The sequence below is a fragment of the Streptomyces sp. NBC_00647 genome (genome assembly GCF_045207245.1).
Taxonomy (GTDB): Bacteria; Actinomycetota; Actinomycetes; order Streptomycetales; family Streptomycetaceae; genus Streptomyces.
On sequence record NZ_CP109040.1, the window covers coordinates 5048665 to 5070206 of the forward strand.

The 21542-nt window shown below is 69.8% G+C and carries 24 protein-coding genes; 14 read left to right on the top strand and 10 right to left on the bottom strand.

The annotated features are described in order from the left end of the window. Positions 1–207 precede the first annotated feature (207 nt). The 7 genes from OG788_RS22105 (at position 208) to pstB (ending at position 8412) form a co-directional block, all read left to right on the top strand. Positions 208–2439 carry an RNA degradosome polyphosphate kinase gene (locus OG788_RS22105; RefSeq protein ID WP_351536983.1) on the top strand — a complete coding sequence of 744 codons (2232 nt, stop codon included), beginning with the start codon at positions 208–210 and terminating at the stop codon, positions 2437–2439. Further along, positions 2420–3487, top strand: coding sequence for a CHAD domain-containing protein (locus tag OG788_RS22110; RefSeq protein ID WP_351536980.1), 1068 nt, complete (start codon positions 2420–2422; stop codon positions 3485–3487). Before OG788_RS22105 ends, OG788_RS22110 begins: the two co-directional genes overlap by 20 nt. A 10-nt stretch (positions 3488–3497) precedes the next feature. Further along, positions 3498–3911 (top strand): NUDIX hydrolase, encoded by a 414-nt coding sequence (locus OG788_RS22115; RefSeq protein WP_356758094.1) that lies wholly within the window; start codon positions 3498–3500, stop codon positions 3909–3911. 382 nt (positions 3912–4293) lie between these two features. Beyond that, the gene (pstS, locus tag OG788_RS22120) at positions 4294–5424 is read left to right on the top strand and encodes a phosphate ABC transporter substrate-binding protein PstS (RefSeq protein ID WP_351536974.1); all 1131 of its coding nucleotides are present in this window, start codon (positions 4294–4296) and stop codon (positions 5422–5424) included. 100 nt (positions 5425–5524) lie between these two features. Then, positions 5525–6532 (top strand): phosphate ABC transporter permease subunit PstC, encoded by a 1008-nt coding sequence (gene pstC / locus OG788_RS22125; RefSeq protein WP_351536971.1) that lies wholly within the window; start codon positions 5525–5527, stop codon positions 6530–6532. Continuing rightward, positions 6529–7587 carry a phosphate ABC transporter permease PstA gene (gene pstA / locus OG788_RS22130; protein WP_406372957.1) on the top strand — a complete coding sequence of 353 codons (1059 nt, stop codon included), beginning with the start codon at positions 6529–6531 and terminating at the stop codon, positions 7585–7587. The genes pstC and pstA overlap by 4 nt, the downstream gene beginning before the upstream one ends. A gap of 48 nt (positions 7588–7635) precedes the next feature. Next, positions 7636–8412 (top strand): phosphate ABC transporter ATP-binding protein PstB, encoded by a 777-nt coding sequence (gene pstB / locus OG788_RS22135; protein ID WP_351536965.1) that lies wholly within the window; start codon positions 7636–7638, stop codon positions 8410–8412. Between the two features lie 462 nt (positions 8413–8874). Here pstB and OG788_RS22140 read toward each other — a convergent pair whose 3' ends face one another. Further along, entirely contained in the window at positions 8875–9873 is a 999-nt protein-coding gene (locus OG788_RS22140; RefSeq protein ID WP_351536960.1) for an inorganic phosphate transporter, read from the bottom strand. Positions 9874–9880: 7 nt separating this feature from the next. Further along, positions 9881–10501, bottom strand: coding sequence for a DUF47 domain-containing protein (locus OG788_RS22145; protein ID WP_266760234.1), 621 nt, complete (start codon positions 10499–10501; stop codon positions 9881–9883). A gap of 237 nt (positions 10502–10738) precedes the next feature. On the opposite strand from OG788_RS22145, the gene OG788_RS22150 reads away from it, so the two are divergent. Beyond that, the gene (locus OG788_RS22150) at positions 10739–11095 is read left to right on the top strand and encodes a metal-sensitive transcriptional regulator (protein ID WP_261702111.1); all 357 of its coding nucleotides are present in this window, start codon (positions 10739–10741) and stop codon (positions 11093–11095) included. A 312-nt stretch (positions 11096–11407) separates the two neighbouring features. Here OG788_RS22150 and OG788_RS22155 read toward each other — a convergent pair whose 3' ends face one another. Together OG788_RS22155 and OG788_RS22160 are read right to left on the bottom strand one after the other, a co-directional pair. Continuing rightward, entirely contained in the window at positions 11408–11593 is a 186-nt protein-coding gene (locus OG788_RS22155) for a hypothetical protein (RefSeq protein WP_266760236.1), read from the bottom strand. A gap of 133 nt (positions 11594–11726) precedes the next feature. Next, entirely contained in the window at positions 11727–12557 is an 831-nt protein-coding gene (locus OG788_RS22160; protein ID WP_406372959.1) for a hypothetical protein, read from the bottom strand. A 118-nt stretch (positions 12558–12675) separates the two neighbouring features. Here OG788_RS22160 and OG788_RS22165 point away from each other — a divergent pair, with 118 nt between their 5' ends. Both OG788_RS22165 and OG788_RS22170 read left to right on the top strand, forming a co-directional pair. Beyond that, positions 12676–12846 (top strand): hypothetical protein, encoded by a 171-nt coding sequence (locus OG788_RS22165; protein WP_351536953.1) that lies wholly within the window; start codon positions 12676–12678, stop codon positions 12844–12846. Between the two features lie 178 nt (positions 12847–13024). Next, complete coding sequence (locus OG788_RS22170; protein ID WP_406372960.1) at positions 13025–14596, top strand: FAD-binding oxidoreductase; 1572 nt, start codon at positions 13025–13027, stop codon at positions 14594–14596. Positions 14597–14754: 158 nt separating this feature from the next. On the opposite strand, the gene OG788_RS22175 is transcribed toward OG788_RS22170, so the two are convergent. The 4 genes from OG788_RS22175 to OG788_RS22190 all read right to left on the bottom strand — a co-directional run bounded on the left by OG788_RS22175 (position 14755) and on the right by OG788_RS22190 (position 18102). After that, the gene (locus tag OG788_RS22175; protein WP_406372962.1) at positions 14755–15456 is read right to left on the bottom strand and encodes a phosphatase PAP2 family protein; all 702 of its coding nucleotides are present in this window, start codon (positions 15454–15456) and stop codon (positions 14755–14757) included. 191 nt (positions 15457–15647) lie between these two features. Continuing rightward, positions 15648–16655: an NlpC/P60 family protein gene (locus OG788_RS22180; RefSeq protein ID WP_406372964.1), complete on the bottom strand. Its 1008-nt coding sequence runs from the start codon at positions 16653–16655 to the stop codon at positions 15648–15650. 104 nt (positions 16656–16759) lie between these two features. Further along, on the bottom strand, positions 16760–17539 hold the full coding sequence (locus OG788_RS22185) for a trypsin-like serine peptidase (RefSeq protein WP_406372966.1): 780 nt from the start codon (positions 17537–17539) through the stop codon (positions 16760–16762). 113 nt (positions 17540–17652) lie between these two features. Further along, positions 17653–18102 carry an ATP-binding protein gene (locus OG788_RS22190; protein ID WP_406372967.1) on the bottom strand — a complete coding sequence of 150 codons (450 nt, stop codon included), beginning with the start codon at positions 18100–18102 and terminating at the stop codon, positions 17653–17655. A gap of 209 nt (positions 18103–18311) precedes the next feature. On the opposite strand from OG788_RS22190, the gene OG788_RS22195 reads away from it, so the two are divergent. Genes OG788_RS22195 through OG788_RS22205 form a run of 3 tightly spaced genes read left to right on the top strand, consistent with a single transcriptional unit; the run spans position 18312 to position 19625 of the window. Beyond that, entirely contained in the window at positions 18312–19157 is an 846-nt protein-coding gene (locus OG788_RS22195) for a helix-turn-helix domain-containing protein (protein WP_406372968.1), read from the top strand. Positions 19158–19168: 11 nt separating this feature from the next. Further along, positions 19169–19372 carry a DUF397 domain-containing protein gene (locus OG788_RS22200; RefSeq protein WP_351536934.1) on the top strand — a complete coding sequence of 68 codons (204 nt, stop codon included), beginning with the start codon at positions 19169–19171 and terminating at the stop codon, positions 19370–19372. Then, positions 19365–19625, top strand: a complete 261-nt coding sequence (locus tag OG788_RS22205; protein ID WP_406372970.1) for a DUF397 domain-containing protein — start codon at positions 19365–19367, stop codon at positions 19623–19625. The genes OG788_RS22200 and OG788_RS22205 overlap by 8 nt, the downstream gene beginning before the upstream one ends. 17 nt (positions 19626–19642) lie before the next feature. Here the strand turns inward: OG788_RS22205 and OG788_RS22210 are convergent, their stop codons facing one another. After that, positions 19643–20281 carry an SRPBCC family protein gene (locus OG788_RS22210; RefSeq protein WP_406372972.1) on the bottom strand — a complete coding sequence of 213 codons (639 nt, stop codon included), beginning with the start codon at positions 20279–20281 and terminating at the stop codon, positions 19643–19645. Continuing rightward, a complete protein-coding gene (locus tag OG788_RS22215; protein WP_351536927.1) occupies positions 20278–20652 on the bottom strand; it encodes a metalloregulator ArsR/SmtB family transcription factor in 375 nt (124 codons plus the stop codon). The genes OG788_RS22210 and OG788_RS22215 overlap by 4 nt, the downstream gene beginning before the upstream one ends. Positions 20653–21149: 497 nt before the next feature. Here OG788_RS22215 and OG788_RS22220 point away from each other — a divergent pair, with 497 nt between their 5' ends. Further along, positions 21150–21458, top strand: coding sequence for a hypothetical protein (locus OG788_RS22220; RefSeq protein WP_037622434.1), 309 nt, complete (start codon positions 21150–21152; stop codon positions 21456–21458). Positions 21459–21542 lie beyond the last annotated feature (84 nt).

Sequence of the window (21542 nt, forward strand, 5' to 3'; positions counted from 1 at the left end):
CGTAACCATCGATTCAGGTGACCTTGCGACGCTCAGGGAATGCAGCCCGCCCTGCCCGAGCCTTCTCCCCCGCCGGAGAACGAGTCCTCACCGTCGACGGGGAGTGAGCGTACGCCAGCCATGCGGAACGGGAATTTCCGCATCGCCGCGCTGGCCCCCGCCCTCTCCGACGCGCCGGTCTCGCCTTCGGCACGGAAGAATGGGTCCATGAACCAGCCAAGCGCCCAGGCACCCGTGCAGCACCCGCAGCCCTCCGTCGGCTCCATCGCCGCGCATCGTCCGCACACGGTCGCCGCCAATGTCTCCGACCTGGAGCCCGACCTCGACGCCGACCTCGACGAGTACGAGGACACGGTGCAGGACGGGATCATGCTGCCGCAAGGCCGGTTCCTGGACCGTGAGCGCAGCTGGCTGGCGTTCAACGAGCGCGTTCTGGAACTCGCGGAGGACCCGAACACACCCCTCCTGGAGCGCGCCAACTTCCTGGCGATCTTCGCCAGCAACCTGGACGAGTTCTTCATGGTCCGGGTGGCCGGCCTGAAGCGCCGTATCGCCACCGGTGTCGCCACCAAGTCCGCGTCGGGCCTCCAGCCCCGCGAGGTCCTGGAGATGATCTGGGCCCGCTCCCGCGAGCTCATGGCCCGGCACGCGGCCTGCTACCAGGAGGACGTGGCCCCCGCGCTCGCGGAGGAGGGCGTCCACCTGGTCCGCTGGAGCGAGCTGACCGAGAAGGAGCAGGCCCGCCTGTTCACTCTCTTCCGGCACCAGATCTTCCCGGTCCTGACCCCGCTGGCGGTCGACCCCGCGCACCCCTTCCCGTACATCTCGGGCCTGTCCCTGAACCTCGCCGTCGTCGTACGGAACCCGGTCAGCGGCCACCGCCACTTCGCACGCGTCAAGGTCCCGCCGCTGCTCTCCCGCTTCCTGGAGGCCTCCCCGAACCGCTACGTCCCCATCGAGGACGTGATCGCGGCCCACCTGGAGGAGCTCTTCCCCGGCATGGAGGTGCTGGAGCACCACACCTTCCGCCTCACCCGGAACGAGGACCTGGAGGTCGAGGAGGACGACGCCGAGAACCTGCTCCAGGCCCTGGAGAAGGAGCTCATGCGGCGCCGCTTCGGTCCGCCGGTGCGCCTCGAGGTCGAGGAGTCCATCGACCGGTACGTCCTCGATCTCCTCGTACGCGAACTGAAGATCTCCGAGGCCGAGGTGTACCCGCTGCCGGGTCCCCTGGACCTCACCGGCCTCTTCGGCATAGGGGCCCTGGACCGGCCCGAGCTGAAGTACCCCAAGTTCATCGCGGGCACCCACCGCGATCTCGCGGAGGTCGAGTCGGCGTCCCCGCCCGACATCTTCGCCGCGCTGCGCGAGCGCGACGTCCTGCTGCACCACCCGTACGACTCTTTCTCCACCTCCGTGCAGGCGTTCCTGGAGCAGGCCGCGGCCGACCCGGACGTGCTCGCCATCAAGCAGACGCTCTACCGGACCTCCGGCGACTCGCCGATCGTGGACGCGCTGATAGACGCGGCCGAGTCCGGCAAGCAGGTCCTCGTCCTGGTCGAGATCAAGGCCCGCTTCGACGAGCAGGCCAACATCAAGTGGGCCAGGAAGCTCGAGGAGTCCGGCTGCCACGTGGTGTACGGCCTCGTCGGTCTGAAGACCCACTGCAAGCTGTCGCTCGTGGTCCGGCAGGAGGGCGACACCCTGCGCCGCTACTCCCATGTCGGCACCGGCAACTACCACCCGAAGACCGCCCGGCTGTACGAGGACCTGGGACTGCTCACCGCCGATCCGCAGGTCGGCGCCGACCTCTCCGACCTCTTCAACCGGCTCTCGGGCTACTCGCGCCGCGAGACCTACCGCCGTCTGCTCGTCGCTCCCAAGTCCCTGCGCGACGGCCTGATCGCACGGATCAACAAGGAAGTCCAGCACCACAACGCCGGGCGTCCCGCCTTCGTCCGCATCAAGGTCAACTCGATGGTGGACGAGGCGCTCATCGACTCGCTGTACCGCGCCTCCCAGGCCGGCGTGCCGGTCGACATCTGGGTGCGCGGAATCTGCGCCGTCCGACCCGGCGTCACGGGCCTGTCCGAGAACATACGGGTCCGCTCCGTCCTCGGCCGCTTCCTGGAGCACTCCCGGGTCTTCACCTTCGGCAACGGCGGCGAACCCGAGGTGTGGATCGGCAGCGCCGACATGATGCACCGCAACCTCGACCGGCGGATCGAGGCCCTGGTCAGGGTCACCGACCCGGCTCACCGGGCAGCCCTCAACCGGCTGCTGGAGACCGGCATGTCCGACACCACGGCCTCCTGGCACCTCGGCCCCGACGGCGAGTGGACCCGACACGCGACCGACGCGGATGGCCAGCCCCTGCGGAACGTCCAGGAGATGCTCATAGACGCCCGGAGGCGCCGGCGTGGCACAGCAGCACCTTGATCCCCCCACCGACTCCGCGGCCGGGACGGCCCCCAGGGCAGCCCCGGCCCCCCTCGACGAGGGAGGTGCCCCCATCGGTGACGCCCTGGCGGGCTATCTGCGGTCCCAGGCCACGGAGTTCCTCCGCTCACTGCGCCAGCACCGGGAGACCGGTGCCGCGGCGAGCGGTGCCGGGGAGTCCGGCGACGCGGCGCGTTCCCTGCGCCGCTCCGCCCGCCGCATCAGCGGCAGCCTGCACACCTTCCGGCCGCTGCTCGACGCGGACTGGTCGGAGGGGATGCGGCCCGAACTTGCCTGGCTGTCGGGCACGCTGGCGCGCGAACACGCCTATGCCGCCCGCCTGGAGCGGCTGCTCGGCGCGCTGAACCGGCTGTCGGGCACGGCCGTGCTGCCCGCCCAGGCCGGACGGGCCCCGGCCCCCAAGGGCAATCTGACCATCGGCGCGGCGAAGGCGGGCGCGCTCCTCGACCGCCAGCTGACGCTCGCGCGGACCCGCGCCCACTCTGCGGCCCTCCAGGCGCTCGGTTCCTCCCGCTTCCACGCCGTCGCCGACAGCGTCGCCGTACTCGCCAGCGAGGTCCCGCTGACCCCGTCCGCGGACTCGGCCGACCTGCGCCCGCTGGCCGCCGCGGCCCGGGACCGGCTGACCGACGCCGTCACCGCGCTGCCGCTGGTCACCGCGGGCCACCCCTACAACGCGGAGGCCCTCGTGCACGGCCTCTCCGCCGACACCGCTCCCCAGCCGCAGGACGCGCCCTGGCACCAGGTCCGGCTGCTGCTGCGGCTGCACCGCTACGCCCGCGAGGTGCTGCACCACGGGGAGTGCCCCGTCGACGTACGCCTGCTCGGCGCCGGCCAGGCGCTCAACCGGCACCGGGACGCCGCGGAGGCGGCGGCCGCCGCGGCGTCGGCGGCCCGCACCCCGCGCATCGCGCCGGCCACGGCGTACGCGCTCGGTGTGCTGCACGCCGACCAGCGGCACGAGGTGGAGGCGGCGCGGTTCGCGTTCCAGCAGACCTGGCAGAAGGAAGCCGTACGCATCCCTTGAGGGAGGCCCCATGGCCGACGACACCATCCAAGCGGCGGGCTGCGTCCTGTGGCGCCGCTCCCCGGTGGACTCCGCGCTGGAGATCTGTCTCGTCCACCGGCCCAAGTACGACGACTGGTCGCACCCGAAGGGCAAGCTGAAACGCGGCGAGGACACCCTGGCCGGCGCGCTCCGCGAGGTCGAGGAGGAGACGGGCTACGGCGCCGTCCCCGGGGCGGTCCTGCCCACCCTCCAGTACCTCGTCGGCGGCCGCCCGAAGGAGGTCCGCTACTGGGCGGCCGAGGCGGCCGACGGTCACTTCACCCCGAACGACGAGGTCGACCGTGTCCTCTGGCTCTCCCCCGCCGCCGCCCGCCACCGTCTCTCCCAGCCGCGCGACTGCGATCTCGTGGACGCGCTGCTGAACGCGCTGCGGCTGGCCTGACGCCGCCCGAGCTCACTCTTCGTGGTGAGCACCGCCACTCGCCGGTACTCAAGGGAAAAGTGAGGCGAATGAGGGATGCCGGAAGCATGTGCCCTGAGAAACACGGGCGGCCCCGTTCGATTACCTAGAGTTTCCCTTCCGGCCCCCTGAGCCGGGATGCAGCCGTGTCCTCGACGTAAGCGTTCCGTGACCTCACCGCACCGCCGTCAGGGGTTCACCCCCCGTTCACTTATGGCCATCGGCGCCTTCACCTGATCTGCCTAATTTCGGCCTTACCCGGTGCGAGGGACGTCCTGGACGTTCTCACCGCATCGCTACGGACCGCATGACACAGACCTCGCACGCCGCCACCAGACGGCGGCTCCTGGAAGGAACTCCCGAAGTGAAGCTTCAGCGCATGAACCGGCGGGCCCTCACCCTCGGTGCTCTCGCCGTCTCCGGCGCCCTGGCCCTCACGGCGTGCGGCTCTGACGACACGGGCAACAGCAGCAGTGGCGGCAGCTCGGCGCCGACCGCGGCCGCGGGCTCCATCAAGTGCGACGACGCCAAGGGTCAGCTGCAGGCCTCCGGCTCCTCCGCGCAGAAGAACGCGATCGACGCCTGGGTGAAGGCCTACACGGCCGCCTGCAAGGACGTCCAGATCAACTACAACCCGACGGGCTCGGGCGCCGGTGTCACGGCGTTCACCCAGGGCCAGACCGCGTTCGCCGGTTCGGACTCGCCCCTCAAGCCCGAGGAGATCACGGCCGCCAAGAAGGTCTGCGACGGCAACCCCGCGGTCGACCTGCCCATGGTCGGCGGCCCCATCGCGCTCGGCTACAACGTCGACGGTGTCGACAACCTCGTGCTGGACGCCTCCACGATCGCCAAGATCTTCGACGGCAAGATCAAGACGTGGGACGACAAGGCGATCGCGGACCTGAACCCCGACGCGAAGCTCCCCAGCACCAAGATCCAGGCGTTCCACCGCTCGGACGAGTCCGGCACCACCGACAACTTCACCAAGTACCTGAAGGCCGTCGCCCCCTCCGACTGGAGCTACTCCGGCGGCAAGGCCTGGCAGGCCAAGGGCGGCCAGTCCGCGCAGGGCTCCTCCGGCCTGGCCCAGCAGGTGAAGCAGACCTCGGGCGCGATCTCGTACTTCGAGCTCTCCTACGCCGCCGACGGCATCAAGACCGTCGACCTGAAGACGGACGCCCCCACCCCGGTCAAGGCCACCGTCGAGAACGCCACCAAGGCCATCTCCACCGCCAAGGTCGCCGGCGTCGGCAACGACCTGGCCCTGGAGCTGAACTACAAGCCGACCGCCGAGGGCGCCTACCCGCTCACGCTGGTCACCTACGAGATCGTCTGCGAGAAGGGCAACAAGGCCGACACCCTGGCCGCCACCAAGTCCTTCCTCACCTACATCGCGAGCGAGGACGGCCAGAAGCAGCTGACCGCCGCGCAGTACGCGCCGATCCCCGACGAGATCATCACCAAGGTTCGCAGCACCCTCTCGAACCTGAGCTGACCCGAGTGTGCGGCCCGCCTCGCCGAGGCGGGCCGCACCGTCCGGTGCACCGCCGCCTGGAGCCGCCACTCGATCCGGCTCCGCAGACCGGAGACTCCTGATGGACATATCGACACAGAACACCGAAGCACCTCCCCCGACCCCCCCGCCTTCCGATGCCCTGCAGAAGCGCGCGGCCCGCGGCGCGACCCGCCCCGGCGACCGCGTCTTCCTCGCGCTCTCCCGCGGTTCCGGCATCCTGCTCCTGGTGATCATGGCCGCCATCGCGGTCTTCCTCACCTACCGCGCCTCCCTCGCGCTGAGCAAGAACGAGGGGAACTTCCTCACCACGTTCGAGTGGAACACCAACCTCGTACCGCCGGTCTTCGGCATCGCGGTGCTGGCCTTCGGCACGGTGGTCTCCGCGATCATCGCCATGGCCCTCGCGGTCCCGGTCGCGGTCGGCATCGCCCTGTTCATCACGCACTACGCGCCGCGCAGGCTCGGCGGACCCATCGCGTACGTGATCGACCTGCTCGCCGCCGTCCCGTCCATCGTGTACGGCCTCTGGGGCGCCATCGTCCTCGTGCCGCACATGACCGGCCTGTTCGGCTGGCTCGACCACTACTTCGGCTGGACCGGCATCTTCGAGTGGCAGGGCGGAGCGCCCCGCTCGATGCTCACCGTCGGCATCCTGCTCGCGATCATGATCCTCCCGATCATCACCAACGTCAGCCGTGAGGTCTTCCGGCAGGCACCGCAGATGCACCAGGAAGCCGCGCTGGCCCTCGGCGCCACGCGCTGGGAGGTCATCCGTATGTCGGTGCTGCCCTTCGGCCGCTCCGGCGTGATCTCCGCCTCGATGCTCGGCCTCGGCCGCGCGCTCGGCGAGACGATGGCCGTCGCCACCGTGCTCTCCCCGACCTTCGAGATCAACGCCAGCCTGCTCGACCCGGGCGGCGGCACCTTCGCGCAGAACATCGCGAGCAAGTTCAACGAGGCCAACGAGTTCGGCCAGGACGCCCTGATCGCCTCGGGTCTCGTCCTGTTCGTCATCACCCTGCTGGTCAACGGCGCGGCGCGCTACATCATCAACCGCCGCAAGGAGTACTCGGGGGCCAACGCATGAGCAACGCACCCGTCACCCGCAAGCACGCCAGCAGCCTGCGCGGCGGCAGCCTCCCCAAGTGGTCCGCCTGGGCCATCGCCGCGGGGGCCCTCGTCGTGGCCGCCGGTATCGGTCTGGCCGCCGGCCTGGACAGCAAGGTCCAGTGGGGCCTGATCGCCGCGATCCTCTTCGTCCTCGGTACGTACGTCGTCGCCGCGCGCGTCGAGGGCCGCCGCAAGGCCAAGGACCGCGTCGCCACGAACCTGGTGTGGGCCTGCTTCGTCATCGCCGTCATCCCGCTGGCCTCCCTGATCTGGGAGACCGTCAAGCGTGGCGTGAAGGCCTTCGACATGTACTTCCTGAGCCACTCCATGGGTGTGATCGCCGACAACGAGCCCGGTGGCGGTATCTACCACGCGCTCCTCGGCACCCTGGAGCAGGTGGGCATCGCGACCCTGATCGCCGTGCCGATCGGCGTGCTGACCGCGATCTACCTCGTCGAGTACGGACGGGGCAAGCTCGCCAGGGCGGTCACCTTCTTCGTCGACGTGATGACCGGTGTCCCGTCGATCGTCGCCGGCCTGTTCATTCTCAGCCTCTGGATCCTGATCCTCGACATGGGCTACTCCGGTTTCGCCGGCGCGCTCGCCCTGTCGATCCTGATGATGCCCGTGGTGGTCCGCTCCACCGAGGAGATGCTCAAGCTCGTCCCGAACGAGCTGCGCGAGGCCTCCCTCGCGCTCGGCATCCCGAAGTGGCGCACCATCATCAAGGTGGTCCTGCCGACGTCCATCGGCGGTATCACCACGGGTGTGATGCTCGCCGTCGCGCGTATCGCCGGCGAGACCGCCCCTGTGCTGCTGTTGGTGTGGGGTACGAACTTCATCAACAGCAACCCGTTCGACGGCCCGCAGGCCTCGCTCCCGCTGTACATCTACCGTCAGTACAGCGCGGGAACCGACGTGGCCACCGACCGAGCCTGGGCGGCAGCACTGGCGCTCATCCTCTTCGTCATGATCCTCAACATGGGTGCGCGCGCCATCGCACGCTGGAAAGCGCCCAAGACGGGCCGCTGACGCGGCCGATCAGCGACCCGAACCTTCGCGAAAGAAGCAGTGACTGACATGGCCAAGCGAATCGACGTAAGCGGTCTGACCGCCTACTACAGCGCCCACAAGGCGATCGAAGACATCTCCATGACGGTCGAGCCCCGCTCGGTGACGGCCTTCATCGGCCCCTCCGGCTGCGGCAAGTCGACCTTCCTGCGCACCCTGAACCGCATGCACGAGGTCACCCCCGGCGGACGTGTCGAGGGCAAGGTGCTGCTGGACGACGAGGACCTGTACGGCAGCGGGATCGACCCCGTCGCCGTGCGCCGCACCATCGGCATGGTCTTCCAGCGTCCCAACCCCTTCCCCACGATGTCGATCTTCGACAACGTGGCGGCGGGCCTCAAGCTCAACGGCTCGTACAAGAAGGCCGAGCTCGGCGACATCGTCGAGAAGTCCCTCAAGGGCGCGAACCTCTGGAACGAGGTCAAGGACCGGCTGAACAAGCCCGGGTCCGGCCTGTCCGGCGGTCAGCAGCAGCGTCTGTGCATCGCGCGGGCGATCGCGGTGGAGCCGCAGGTCCTCCTCATGGACGAGCCCTGCTCGGCCCTGGACCCGATCTCCACCCTCGCCATCGAGGACCTGATCGGTGAGCTGAAGGAGCGCTTCACGATCGTCATCGTGACGCACAACATGCAGCAGGCCGCCCGCGTCTCCGACCGCACCGCGTTCTTCAACCTGTCCGCGGTCGGCCAGCCCGGCCGCCTCATCGAGATAGACGACACGGAGCGCATCTTCTCCAACCCGTCCGTCCAGGCCACGGAGGACTACATCTCCGGTCGCTTCGGCTGACCGGACCTCCTCCCGAAGACCCCTCGCGGTGCTGCATGGCGGTGCCACCGCGAGGACGAGAAGGGCCCGCCCCTGGCTCCCGGGGGCGGGCCCGCTCGTTTTCCCCGCACCACCTCTCCACCAGGCCCGCCGGCACCCGGGTCGTCACCCTGACCGCACCGCCGACGCACCCCGTCCGGCACTCCCCCTCCCGACGAACAGGCACCTTCCACCCTGAGCCCGTCCGGCACTCGCCCTCCCGACAAGCAGGCACCGCCCACCCCGTCCGGCACTCCCCCTCCCGACGAACAGGCACCCTCCAGCCCGTCCGGCGCTTGAGGACGAGGCCGTTCAGGCCGAAGGGGGGTCTGGGGGCGCAGCCCCCGGGGTCGGGAAGGGCAGGGGCGGAGGGGGCGAAAACACCAAGGGCCGGCCCCTGAGGACCGGCCCTTGAAAACTGGGCGCCGTAGGAGCGCCCCGCTCCTACAGGAACGCCAGGTTCACGACCCAGAAGGCGGCCGCCGCGACGACCGCCGCCGCCGGCATGGTGATGAACCAGCCGAGGACGATGTTCTTGGCGACACCCCACCGCACGGCGTTCACCCGCTTCGTCGCCCCGACACCCATGATCGCCGAGGTGATGACATGGGTCGTGGAGATCGGCGCCTTGAAGAGGTAGGCCGACGCGAACATGATCGACGCACCGGTCGTCTCCGCGGCGAAGCCCTGCGGAGGATCGAGCTCGATGATCTTCCGCCCGAGCGTCCGCATGATGCGCCAGCCACCCGCGTACGTACCCAGCGACAGCATCGCCGCACAGACGATCTTCACCCAGACCGGGATCGGGTCGTTCGGCCCCTGTTCGCCGGCGATGACCAGCGCCATCACCACGATGCCCATCGTCTTCTGGGCGTCCTGGAGACCGTGCCCGAGCGCCATGCCGGCCGCGGACACCGTCTGCGCGATACGGAATCCGCGCTTGGTCTTGTGCGGGTTGGACCGCCGGAACATCCACATGATCGCGGTCATCACGAGATAGCCGACGAGCAGACCGATGACCGGCGACAGGAACATCGGGATGATGACCTTGTCGAGCAGCCCGCTCCAGTAGACCGTCGTCCCCCCGGCCAGCGCCGCGCCGACCATGCCGCCGAACAGGGCGTGCGAGGACGAGGACGGCAGACCGAAGTACCAGGTGATCAGGTTCCAGGTGATCGCGCCGACGAGCGCCGCGAAGAGGATGCCCATCCCCTTCGAGCCCTCGGGCGTCTGGATCAGCCCCTCACTGACGGTCTTGGCGACCCCGCTGCCGAGGAACGCGCCGGCGAGGTTCATCACCGCGGCCATGGCGAGCGCGGCCCGCGGCGTCAGGGCACGCGTGGACACGGATGTGGCGATGGCGTTCGCCGAATCGTGGAAGCCGTTCGTGTACGTGAATCCGAGCGCGACCCCAATGGTCACGATCAAAGCGAAGGTGTCCATGAACGGGTCAGGACTCCTTGACGGCGATGGTCTCCACCGTGTTCGCCACATGCTCGAACGCGTCGGCCGCTTCCTCCAGCACATCCACGATCTGCTTGAGCTTCAGCACCTCCATGGCGTCGTACTTGCCGTTGAAGAGGTGGGCCAGCAGCTTCCGGTGGATCTGGTCGGCCTGGTTCTCCAGACGGTTGACCTCGATCCAGTACTCGGTGAGGTTGTCCATGGTCCGCAGGTTCGGCATGGCCTCGGCGGTCAGCTCCGCGGCTCTCGCCAGCACCTCGATCTGCTGCTCGACGCCCTTGGGCAGTTCCTCGACCTGGTACAGGACGACCAGATCGACGGCCTCCTCCATGAAGTCCATGATGTCGTCGAGGGAGGAGGCGAGGTTGTAGATGTCCTCGCGGTCGAACGGCGTGATGAAGGAGGAGTTCAGCTGGTGGAAGATCGCGTGTGTCGCGTCGTCACCGGCGTGTTCCGCGGCCCGCATACGCTCTGCGATCTCGGCCCGGGCGGACGCGTCCGCCCCGAGCAGTTCCATGAGGAGTTTCGAGCCCGTGACGATGTTGTCCGCGGATGCGGAGAACATGTCGTAGAAGCTCGTCTCCCTGGGGGTCAGACGAAAGCGCACGTTGGGGTCCTCGGGGTGCTTCGGTTCGGTCAGGCTGATGCTAGGCGCATCATCCGGCCACGGCTAATGGGCCGTCCCCCAGTGTCGCCCATCAATCACAGTGATCAGCACGGGGTCCGGTACCGGCGCCGGGCAAGGGCTCCATACCCAGCAAAGTTCGATACCATATACCCACCAGGGGTATATGTATGTGGCGTTTCAGACATGATCGCCGATCGGATCCAGCAGGAGGACGCGATGACGACCACCGAGGCCGGCGCGACGGCGCCCTCCGGCGACGCGCAGGAGATCGTGACCGACCACGACCGCGGCATCCACGGCTACCACCAGCAGAAGGACGAGCACCTGAAGCGGCTGCGCCGCATCGAGGGGCAGATCCGCGGTCTCCAGCGGATGGTCGACGAGGACGTCTACTGCATCGACATACTCACCCAGGTCTCCGCCTCCACGAAGGCCCTCCAGTCCTTCGCCCTCCAGCTCCTGGAGGAGCACCTGCGCCACTGCGTCGCGGACGCGGCCCTCAAGGGCGGCGACGAGATCGACGCGAAGGTCGAGGAAGCGACGAAGGCGATCGGCCGCCTGCTCCGCACATGAGAGACGCGTGGGCTGCGTGGGCCGCGTGGGCCGCGTGGGCCGCGTGGGCCGCGGGGTGAGCGACGCGGACCACGGGGAAGTGAGAGATACGACGCATGCGATGTATCCGACACGTACGACGAATCGGACGCTGATGACATATGTGCCGTACGGCGCACAGTGGGGTGTTCGGGACGCCGGCGGGGTGTTCAGGACATCCGCGATGCGTGTGAGGCGCGGGTCGCGCGCCTTCCGAGCGGGCGGAACGCCGTGCGAGACGCCGGGCGGGGCGTAGGAACGGAGCTCCGGTCCCCGGGAAGAACCGGGGAAGGACTACTCCGCCGCACCCCGCTCACGGGTGCGTTCTTCGGCCACTTTCAGCACCTCGTCGATGCTCTCGAGGCTGAGCCGGTCCTCGTGGGCGGCCGAGGCCGCGATGATCAGCTCGCCGCACAGCTCGATCTCGGCGAGGGCCACGTGGTCCTGAACTGCCGTACCGCCGACCGGAGCCACGTGCATCACCTCTTCCTGCCGTCACCGACTTCCTAGAGTAGGGAGCGGCCTACGCACAGCGCATGGCACGGAAGGGCCATTTCCGGCCCTCCTGTGAAGCTACGGCTCCGGATGCTCTTGCCCATTTCTCCGGAACCCACTACTCCGCGATCTTCCCGGCGAAGATGTCCGCGGAATCCGGCAGCCGTACGTCGGCGGGACTGCCGAACTCGTACAGCAGGATGGTCGAGGCGACCGCGACGGTGCCCTCCTGCTGCCCGTTGACGAAGCTGAACCGGTGCCGGACCTTCCGCAGCCGCCCCTGGTCGTCGAGGTAGGCGTCGAACGGCACCTCGGTGGTGGCGAACCCTTTCGCCGCCGCCCTCAGCGCCGGCCGCTGCCCCCGCGAGGCGTCCCGCGCGGCGATGTCCAGGTCGGCGGTCCCGCGATAGTGCCGTACCGGGACCCCGGCCAGCTCGGTCTTCCCCACGTAGGTCACCGTCCGCGCGCCGCGCAGCAGTTCGGCGGCGGCGTACGGGTCGGTGGCGCCGCCCGTGACCAGGTTCCCGTCCGTGAGACCGCCCGTCGCCACGCGGACCCACTTGTCGGCGGGCACTCCTGCGCCCCGGTTCTTCATGAACAGAGCGCCCGGGGCGAGAAGTTCGGTGATCGGCCGGTGCTCCGCCGTCCCCGCGGGGTCCTGCGGCAGCATCACCTTCAGCCGCCCCGTCTGCTTCCTGAAGTCGTACACGCCCTGCCCCCGGATGGTGACCCGGGTCCCGCCGGTGGCCATCTCCATCGACGTACTGGCCTTCGCCGTGCCCGCGCGCTCGAGCGCGCCCGCGGCCTGACGCAGCGTCTCGACGGTGCCGGGGCCGGTGCGGACGTCGTCGGCGACGGCACCGCCGCCCGAGCATCCGGTGCCACAGACCATGAGCCCCGCCGCGGCGAGCGCGACCACGACCGCCCGCCCCTGCTGCTGCGCCACCATCGTCCGCCGACCCCCAGCCGGTCCGTCCTGGGCCTTCCTGTCGTTCCGCTTAACGACGGGTGGGAGCGCTCGTCACGCGGGAGGAGTCCGTTCACTTGCCTTGGGTAACGTTGTCGGTGTGGAGCAGCAGAAGCACGTGGACGCTTCCCCCGAACACCTCACGACGACGATCGAACAGGGCCGGTTCTGCCTGGCCCGCTGCACCTGTGGCTGGCAGGGCCCCGCTCGTCGCGCCAGAAGCCAGGCCCGTACGGACGGAGTGGCCCACATCGCGACCGTGATCGCCTAGGGCCCGTTCCTCCCCACCCCTCGATTGCACCCACCCCTCGCTCGTACCCACCCCGCCGTGCCCGGTCCGGTGCGCGCGTGCTGGGATGCGGAGTGCTGTAGCGGTTCTGCGACATGCGCGCGTGGAACCCCAGGGCCCGGGCGCCCGTCTCGTTCCACGGAACCCACGGGAGGCGCACATGCAACGGCGTACGTTCATCGGCGGAGCCACCGCCGTCCTCGCGACGGCGGCGACGTCCGCGTGCAACGGCAGCGACAGTGGCGGCGGCAGCGCCTCCGGCACGGCCGAGAGCACGGGCGCCGAGAGCACCGGCATCCGCACGGCGACCTCCGCCAACCGCGCGGCCGCCAACTGGACCGGGCTGTCCCATCAGCTGGACGGCGCCCTCGTCCGCCCCGGCGACCGCAGCTGGCCGGCCGCCCACCAGCTGTACAACACGCGCTTCGACAACCTGAAGCCCGCCGCCGTCGCCTATGTCGCGCACGCCGACGACATCCGCACCACCATGGAGTACGCCCGCGCCCACGGTGTGAAGGTGTCGATCCGCAACGGCGGTCACTCGTACGCCGGTTGGTCCTCCGGCAACGGCCGCCTGGTCATCGACGTGTCCAAGCTGAACAAGATCCGGGCGTCGGCGAACGAAGCGGTCGTCGGCGCGGGTTCCAAGCTGATCGACGTGTACCGCGCGCTGGCCGCGAAGGGCGTCACCATCCCGGCGGGTTCCTGCCCCACCGTGGGCGTCTCCGGCCTGACCCTCGGCGGCGGCCACGGCGTCGTGTCACGGGCGTACGGACTGACCTGCGACAGCCTCACCCAGGCGACGCTGATCACCGCCGACGGCAAGCAGCTCGTCGCGAACGCCGCCGAGAACAAGGACCTGTTCTGGGCCCTGCGCGGCGCCGGCAACGGCAACTTCGGCGTCGTCACCGAGCTCCGCTTCAAGACCCACCCGGCCCCGCAGGGGGTCACGGCGTACATGACCTGGCCGTGGGCCAAGGCGGCCGCCGTGGTGAAGGCCTGGCAGGAGTGGGGTCCGAGCCAGCCGGACGAGATCTGGTCGTCCTGCCACCTGTCCAGCGCGGCCGGCGGCACGCCCACCGTCTCCGTGGCCGCCTTCTCCCTCGGCACCTACGGCGAACTCCAGAACGCCGTGGACCGGCTGGCCGACAAGATCGGCTCCCCCGCGCGCAGTGTCACCCTCAAGCGGCGCTCGTACGAGGACTCGATGGAGGTGTACGCGGGCTGCTCGTCCTTCTCCGCCGACGCCCAGTGCCACCTCCCGGGCTCGACGCCGGGCCGCAGCCCGCAGGGCGCCCTCGGCCGCGAGACGTACGCCGCCCGCTCGGACTTCTTCGACCGCTCGATATCGGCGGCCGGCGTACAGACGCTCCTGAGTCAGATATCCGCGGTCCGCGGCGGCGCGGGCAGCATCGCCCTCACCGCGCTCGGCGGCGCCGTCAACCGCGTCTCACCCACGTCCACGGCGTTCGTGCACCGCCGCTCGCGCATGCTCGCCCAGTACATCGCCTCCTGGCGGGCGGGCACCTCCGGCACCACCGCCCAGTCCTGGCTGACCGGCGCCCACAACGCGATGGCCCGCCACGCCTCGGGCGCGGCCTACCAGAACTACACGGACGCGACGCTGACCGACTGGCGCAAGGCGTACTACGGCGACGCGGCCACGCGCCTCACAACCCTGAAGCACCGCTACGACCCGGACCGCTTCTTCTCGTTCCCCCAGGCGCTGTAACCGCGGGCAGGCACCGGGCCGCTACGGGCAGGGCCGGTACGGCAGGGCCGCTCCGAGCGGGAGCGGCGCGCGCCCCGGCAGTACGCGCCGGGGCGCGGTCGCTGCGGCGCCCTCGCGCCACAGCCGCCCACTGCCCGGAGGGCCGGGCGGCTCGGACGCTACGCCGCGAGGTCCCGCTCCTCGGAGTGCTCGGCCCGCGCCCCCGGGATCAGGGTCTCCCGCCCAGCCGGCACGGCGCCGCGCGCACGGATCAGCAGGCCGGCGCGCGGAGCCTTCTCGACGGCCTTCATGACCGGGGTCAGCAGCGCCATGGCGAGCGGCGACAGCAGCAGGACGACGGCCGTGCCGAGCGCGAAGCCGCCGATGACGTCCGTCGGGTAGTGCACGCCCATGTAGACCCGGCAGAACCCTTCGAGCAGCGCGAGCCCTATCCCCGCGAGTCCGAACTTCCGGTTGGCGACGAAGAGTCCGACGCCCATCGCCATGGTGAGCGTCGCGTGGTCGCTGACGAAGGAGAAGTCGGTCTTGCCGCTCACGAGGACGTCGAGGCCCTGGTGGTCGACGAAGGGGCGGGGGCGCTCCACGAAACCCCGTATCGGAACGTTCACGAGGAGCGCGATACCGGCCGCGAGCGGTGCCCAGACGAGTCCGGCCACGGACGACGCCGCGTCCGCGTCGGCCCGGCGCCGGACGCTCCACCAGCACCACACGACCAGCAGGACCATCGCGAGCAGGAGACCCCACTCGCCGACGAACTCCATGATCCGGTCGAACCAGTGCGGCGCGTCCTTGGCCAGGCCATTGATGTCGTACAGCAGGTCGACGTCGGGGTTCGAACCGGATTCGGCGAGTCCAGCCATGGTGCTGCGGCCCCTTCGTCGTCTTTCCCGCGGACACGCCCTTTCGCGTGCCGCTCCATCCACCCCCGTGGTGTAGATCCGTTCTCTACGTCAAAAGGAACGCACAGTCCCCTCCACTACGTTCCACACTCCACGGAATGATCACGCAGACGTTATCGAAGAGAGATACATCGTCGCAGATCAGGGTGGGTTCAGACCGAAGTGGGCAACGCTTTCGCGCCATCCTCCGTCACCCGGGTGGCCCCGAAGTAGTCGGGTGTGTCGACGGGATCGAAGCGGATGACGGCACCCGGCCTGGGGGCGTCGATCATGTAGCCGCCGCCCACATAGATGCCCACGTGCCGGATGGCACGGGAGTCGGTGAGGTCGTCCGAGAAGAAGACCAGATCCCCTGGCAGCAACTCCTCCCGCTTCGGGTGCGGCCCGGCGTTGTACTGGTCGTTGGCGACGCGCGGCAGGGTGACCCCGACACTCTCGTACGCGGCCTTGGTGAGCCCCGAGCAGTCGAAGCGTCCACCCTGGTCAGCGGTGCCGTTGCCGCCCCACAGATAGGGCGTGCCGAGCTTCTTCTGCGCGTACGTGATGGCGGCGGCGGCCTGCTTCGAGGGGTCCACGCGGGTCACCGGCGCGGCGAAGCTCTTCGAGAGCGTGGTGATCGTCTTCACATAGTTCCGGGTCTCCTTGTACGGCGGCACGCCCCCGTACTTGATGACCGCGTAGGCGCCCGCGTTGTAGGCGGCGAGCATGTTCTCGGTGACGTTCCCCGGCGCGTCCTTCACATAGGAGGCGAGCTGGCAGTCGTACGAGGCGGCCGACGGAATCGCGTCATTCGGGTCCCATACGTCGCGGTCGCCGTCCCCGTCGCCGTCGACTCCGTGCGTGGCCCAGGTCCCCGGAATGAATTGCGCTATCCCTTCCGCTTTCGCCGGACTCTTCGCGTTCGGATTGAATCCGCTCTCCTGATACAGCTGGGCGGCGAGCAGCGCGGGGTTGATCGCGCCGCAGAGATTGCCCCACTTCTGAACGAGCGGCTGGTACGCGGCGGGTACGGCTCCCTTGGCGAGTCCGACCGATCCGCCGCCGATCCCGTTGGCGAGGTTCCCGGCCACCATGTAGACGCCGACGACGAGCAGCATCACAAGGCTGAGCGCCGCTCCGAGGGCAAGGGTCGCCGCGATCCATGCCTTACGCACCGTCAACCGCCCCTCACCGCACAGGAGTCCGCCGACGTCAGTGTAGAGGCGGCCCCCGCGCGACAGGGCTGTCGCGCACAAGGCCGGCCGCATATTGCGCCGGACAGGCCCTAACCCGCCCGGCCGGCCTCGCGGTAGAGGTTCGCGGCCTCGGTCCCGAACACGGCGCTGTACGAGACGTCGGCGGTGTTCCCGCCCTGTTCGTGGCCGCCGATCACCCCGACGACCGCCCCGTCGCCGTTCACCCAGGGACTTCCGCTGGTCCCGCCGGTGAAGGCGGGACACGCGACGCGCTGCTGCGTACGGCTGTGCGCGGTGGGCTTGTCCGTGCAGGTGACGGGGGCGTCTGCGGAGCTGGGGTACCCGGTGGCGGTGACGGCGGTGGCCCCGGTGGCGCGGTGCGCGGCGAAGGCGTTCCCGCCCCCGACGGCGTCCTCGACCTCCTTGCCGTCGCGGGTACCGAGGACGGCGAAGGCGATGTCGCTGTCCTCGTCCTGGCCGTCCGTCCACCCCTCGGGAAGGAAGACCCCCTCGACGTCCCAGAACCCGTACGGCGCGCTGCCGTCCCGGTAGCCGGGCGCGAACGAGAGCGCTCCTGCCCCGTCCAGGCAGTGGGCGGCGGTGAGCACGAGATCCCGCCCCTCGCTGTGCACGACGGAGGCGGTGCAGAAGTGCCCGCCGTCGGCGCCGCTCGCGGCGCTCCCGTGGAACAGGGCACCCACTCGGGCGGTCCGGCCGTTCTCTGCGGCCTGGACGGTCACGCCGAACGGTCCCGGGCCGTCGTCGGCCGCCGCCACGGACGCGGACGTCGCGGCCAGCAGCAGGGCCGCCGCACCGAGCAGCGCGGGCCGCCGGGCGCCGGGGGGACGGGTGACGCGGGTGCGCTTCATCGCCTCTCACCTTGCCCCGAGCGGGTGAGCAAAACCCTCGGACCCGTCCGAGTATCACCTGTGAGAGCCCGCCCCGCCCGGCCACCGGTGCCCGGCGGCCACCACGCACCGCTTCAGCCCCGAGCCCCCCGGCCGGCACCCCGGCACTCCGCCCACAGCAGCTTCCCGCCCCGCGACGCCCCCAGCTCGCGCAGCACGGCGACGCCCCAGGCGTCGGCGCAGGCCCGGACGAGGTGCAGCCCCCGGCCGTGCTCGCCGTCCTCCGGGGCCGGGCCGGCGGGGACGCCCTCCCGGAACCCGGCCGGGACGGTCGGGTCCGAGTCCCACACGGCGACCCGCAGCCGGTCCGGCTCCGCCGAGAGGACCCGTAGAGCGGAGGGGCCGGGTGCGTGCAGATGGGCGTTGGTGAGCAGTTCGGAGGCCAACAGCTCGGCCGTGGGAGCGAGTTCGGTGAGCCCATGGGCGGCGAGAACGGCACGCAGGGTGGCACGGGCGACGCCCGGGGCACGGGGATCGTGCGGGAGTTGGAGGGTGTAGGACCAGGGCGGGGATACGGTTGCCATGGAAGTCTCCGATCACGGAGGGGAGTTGGGTGGTGTCGTGTCGCTACGTTGCCCAGTGACCGCGGCCGCTCCGTCGAGCGGGGTGCTTCTGGGCGAGGCCCGAGCTATAAAGTAGCGGCATCCATAAAAGGTCTTACACGGTTTCTGTGAAAGTGATGATCTATCACCCGTGTGGGTGACCTGCTGCGCGAGGGAGGCGGGCCAGCCCCGTGAGAAGCAACCCGACGGGCCGCCAACTCCGATTGGGTACCGAGTTGCGCAAGCTCCGGGAGCGTGCAGGTCTGACCTCCACGCAGGCCGGCAAGCTGCTCGGCGTCCAGCAGAACCAGATCAGCAACGTGGAAGCCGGACGCGCCGGGGTGAGCCCAGAGCGAGTGCGGACCCTGGCCTCCCATTACGACTGTGGCGACAAAGCCCTCGTCGAGGCGCTCGGCTACATGGCCACCGAGCGCATCCGCGGCTGGTGGGAGGAGTACCGCGAGATCCTCCCGGGCGGCCTGATCGACCTGGCCGAGATGGAGCACCACGCCACCCGGCTGTCCGCCGGAGTCACCGCCCATGTGCCCGGCCTGCTCCAGATCCACGACCACGCCCGCGAGGTCTTCCGCCAGGTCGTACCGGAGCTCTCACCCCCCGACGTCGAACACCGGCTGTCGTTCCGGATCAAGCGTCAGACCGTCCTCTTCAAGGACTCCCCCACGCCGTATCGGGCCGTCATCCACGAAGCCGCCCTGCGCATGCAGTTCGGCGGCCCCGCCGTCGCGACGAAGCAGCTCCGGCACATCCTCGACATGAGCGAGCACGCGCACATCACCGTCCAGGTCATCCCGTTCGCCGTCGGCGCCTACCCCGGCTCGGGGCAGTCGATCCTGTACGCCCACGGAGCGGTCCCCCAGCTCGACACCGTGCACCTCGACCAGTCCCACGGCTCCGCGCTGCTCGACGCCGAGGCCCAGCTCGACAAGTACCGCGTACTCCTGGAGCGCATGACGGGCCTCGCCCTCGGCGCCCACGAGTCACGCGAGTTCATCCACGCCATCGCCCAGGACCTGTGAAGGGACCCGACATGCCCACCCCCACCTGGCAGAAGTCCTCGTACTGCGGCGAGGGAGAAGCCTGCCTCCACCTGGCCGGAGAGCGCGCCTCCGGCGCGATCCACCTCACGGAGTCCGGCGACCCGAGCGGGGCGATACTGACCGCCGCTCCCGCGGCCTTCCGCTCTCTGCTCCGTACCCTCAAGCAGGGCGAGGAGGAGCAGGACCGTGACTGACATCCCCCCGAACCTCGACTGGGTGCGCGCCGCCCCGGAGGGCGCGACGGGTCCGGGCCCCTGGATAGAACTCGCCTTCGGCGAGGACGACCTGGTCTACATCCGGGAGACCGGCGACCCCGGGAACGTCGTCACCACCACCCGCAGGAAGTGGGACGCGTTCGTCCTGGGCGTCCAGGCGGGCGAGTTCGACCACTTCGTGGCGGGGCTGGAGGACGGGCCGCCCCCGGCTCCCGCCGAGGGCAGCTCATGAGGTGAGGACGGGCGGCCTCACGCCGATTCGGCCCCCGTGTACGCCGCCGTGGTCCGGTCCGCCGAGGCCCGCGCGGCCTCCTCCGGCTCGCCACCGGCGACGTTCGCCTCGTACCAGCTCTCGCTGCTCAGCGTGATGAAGCGGAGGCCCTCGTCGGAGGCGAGCCAGGCCATGCTCTCCTTCGGGTCCAGGGAGCCCCCCGGGGAACCGAGATGGCCGGCCAGGCCCATCAGGCCGAGGTCCCAGCCGACGCCGACCGCGCCGGGCCCGAACTGCTCCCAGCGTTCGTCGCCGACGTGGGCGATGTGCTCGAGCTCGAAGCGGGTGCGATCCCCCTCCGGGGTCACGCGGACCTCGATCCAGCTGACCTCGCCGCCGTACTCCCAGGTCGCGGCGAAGCTCTCCGGCGGCTCGCAGCGCTCGATCGTGCCGCCCGCGTTGCCCTCCAGCTGGTAGGTCCCGCCGAGGCGGAGGTCGCCGGAGACGGGCAGGAACCAGCGGGGGATGCGCCCGGCGCTGGTGCAGGCGTCCCAGACGTCCTCGACCGTCGCGTCGTAGGTCTGACTCAGCGTCACCACACGGGCCTCGCCCGCCTTGAACTCGCGCGTGCCGACGGTGCGGCGCACGGCGTTGATCTGGTAGGTCACGTCGATCACGGTTGCTCCTCCGGAGGTCTTCCCTTGGCATCGCCGGACTCCCGCAGGCGACGCTCCCGCTTCCCCCGTGCCAGCTCGGTCCCCAGGGCGTCCAGATGCGGTGTCCAGAAGCGGCGGAACCGGTCCAGCCACACGTCGATGTCCCGCAGCGGCTCCGAGTCCACCGCGTACAGCCGCCGGGCCCCCTCCGGCCGCACCGTCGCGAAGCCGTTCTCCCGCAGCACCTTCAGATGCTGCGAGACGGCGGGCTGCGATATCCCGAACTCTTCCCTGATGACCTCGCACACCGCCCCTGAGCTCATCTCGCCGTCGGCGAGCAGCTCCAGAATCCTGCGGCGCACAGGGTCCCCGAGTACGTCGAATGCGTGCACGCCCTCACCTTATCGTCTCTCGCTTATATAAGCCTGTACCGATATCCGCAGGGGCGCAAGTCCGGGGGCACTCCGGAGGGAGCTACCTTTGGATCATCGGTTCGGCGTACTGCGTCCACCTCACGCAGACGCGGCGACCCGGGGAACACCGGCTCGACGGACCGTCAGAAGCGGTACCGCGGGGCCGCGTCCGTTCGAATGCGTCCCGCGCGTGAGCCGTAGAAGGGGACAACGACGGAACCACGCGCGAGGTTTCGCTCCCACTTCATTGCCCGGCGTGACCGGCCGTGATACACAGAGTGACCATACGACTCTTCGTATACCGCCGTACGCCTCCCACGAGGGTCCCGCGTACGCCGGTGACAAGGAATTCGTACGAATCCCGCCAACCAATGACGTCAAGTCGACATACGACGGCGTCATTGTCGGCGAGAATGGGCCCGACCTCTGCGCAGTGGCAGGGGGTGCAGAACTACCCACTAGGGGCGGTGACTTACATGCTTTTCGCAGCCGACAAGGGCGACATCAACACAATCATCGGTGGAATCGCCCCAGACTGGGGCCCCTTCGGCAGCCTGGGCAACGAAGCGAAGGTGATGGTCGAGGTGGTGATGGCGGTCGCCATCCTGCTCTGCCTCGGCATCGCGATCTGGGGCGCGGCCAAACAGCGCATCGGCGCGACCGCCCTCCGCGACACCTTCAGCGCCGAACAGGGCAAGGGCCTCATCATCGCCGGGCTCACGGGAGTCTTCATCATCGGATCCCTCGGCACGCTCTTCACCATCGTGTACGGCATGGCCGTGTAGCCCGGCCGGGCGCGCCACCCCTGGCGCACCGTCAGTCCCCGGCCGGGCGCGCCCGGATTCTCTCCACTCCGACCCACCCGTCCG

Coding starts and splice junctions, on each gene's coding strand:
- pstB (WP_351536965.1), top strand. CDS start 7,636: ATGGCCAAGCGAATCGACGTAAGCGGTCTGACCGCCTACTACAGCGCC.
- OG788_RS22170 (WP_406372960.1), top strand. CDS start 13,025: ATGCAACGGCGTACGTTCATCGGCGGAGCCACCGCCGTCCTCGCGACG.
- OG788_RS22185 (WP_406372966.1), bottom strand. CDS start 17,539: ATGAAGCGCACCCGCGTCACCCGTCCCCCCGGCGCCCGGCGGCCCGCG.
- OG788_RS22175 (WP_406372962.1), bottom strand. CDS start 15,456: ATGGCTGGACTCGCCGAATCCGGTTCGAACCCCGACGTCGACCTGCTG.
- OG788_RS22160 (WP_406372959.1), bottom strand. CDS start 12,557: ATGGTGGCGCAGCAGCAGGGGCGGGCGGTCGTGGTCGCGCTCGCCGCG.
- OG788_RS22155 (WP_266760236.1), bottom strand. CDS start 11,593: ATGCACGTGGCTCCGGTCGGCGGTACGGCAGTTCAGGACCACGTGGCC.
- OG788_RS22190 (WP_406372967.1), bottom strand. CDS start 18,102: ATGGCAACCGTATCCCCGCCCTGGTCCTACACCCTCCAACTCCCGCAC.
- OG788_RS22150 (WP_261702111.1), top strand. CDS start 10,739: ATGACGACCACCGAGGCCGGCGCGACGGCGCCCTCCGGCGACGCGCAG.
- OG788_RS22115 (WP_356758094.1), top strand. CDS start 3,498: ATGGCCGACGACACCATCCAAGCGGCGGGCTGCGTCCTGTGGCGCCGC.
- OG788_RS22220 (WP_037622434.1), top strand. CDS start 21,150: ATGCTTTTCGCAGCCGACAAGGGCGACATCAACACAATCATCGGTGGA.
- pstA (WP_406372957.1), top strand. CDS start 6,529: ATGAGCAACGCACCCGTCACCCGCAAGCACGCCAGCAGCCTGCGCGGC.
- pstC (WP_351536971.1), top strand. CDS start 5,525: ATGGACATATCGACACAGAACACCGAAGCACCTCCCCCGACCCCCCCG.
- OG788_RS22140 (WP_351536960.1), bottom strand. CDS start 9,873: ATGGACACCTTCGCTTTGATCGTGACCATTGGGGTCGCGCTCGGATTC.
- OG788_RS22200 (WP_351536934.1), top strand. CDS start 19,169: ATGCCCACCCCCACCTGGCAGAAGTCCTCGTACTGCGGCGAGGGAGAA.
- OG788_RS22105 (WP_351536983.1), top strand. CDS start 208: ATGAACCAGCCAAGCGCCCAGGCACCCGTGCAGCACCCGCAGCCCTCC.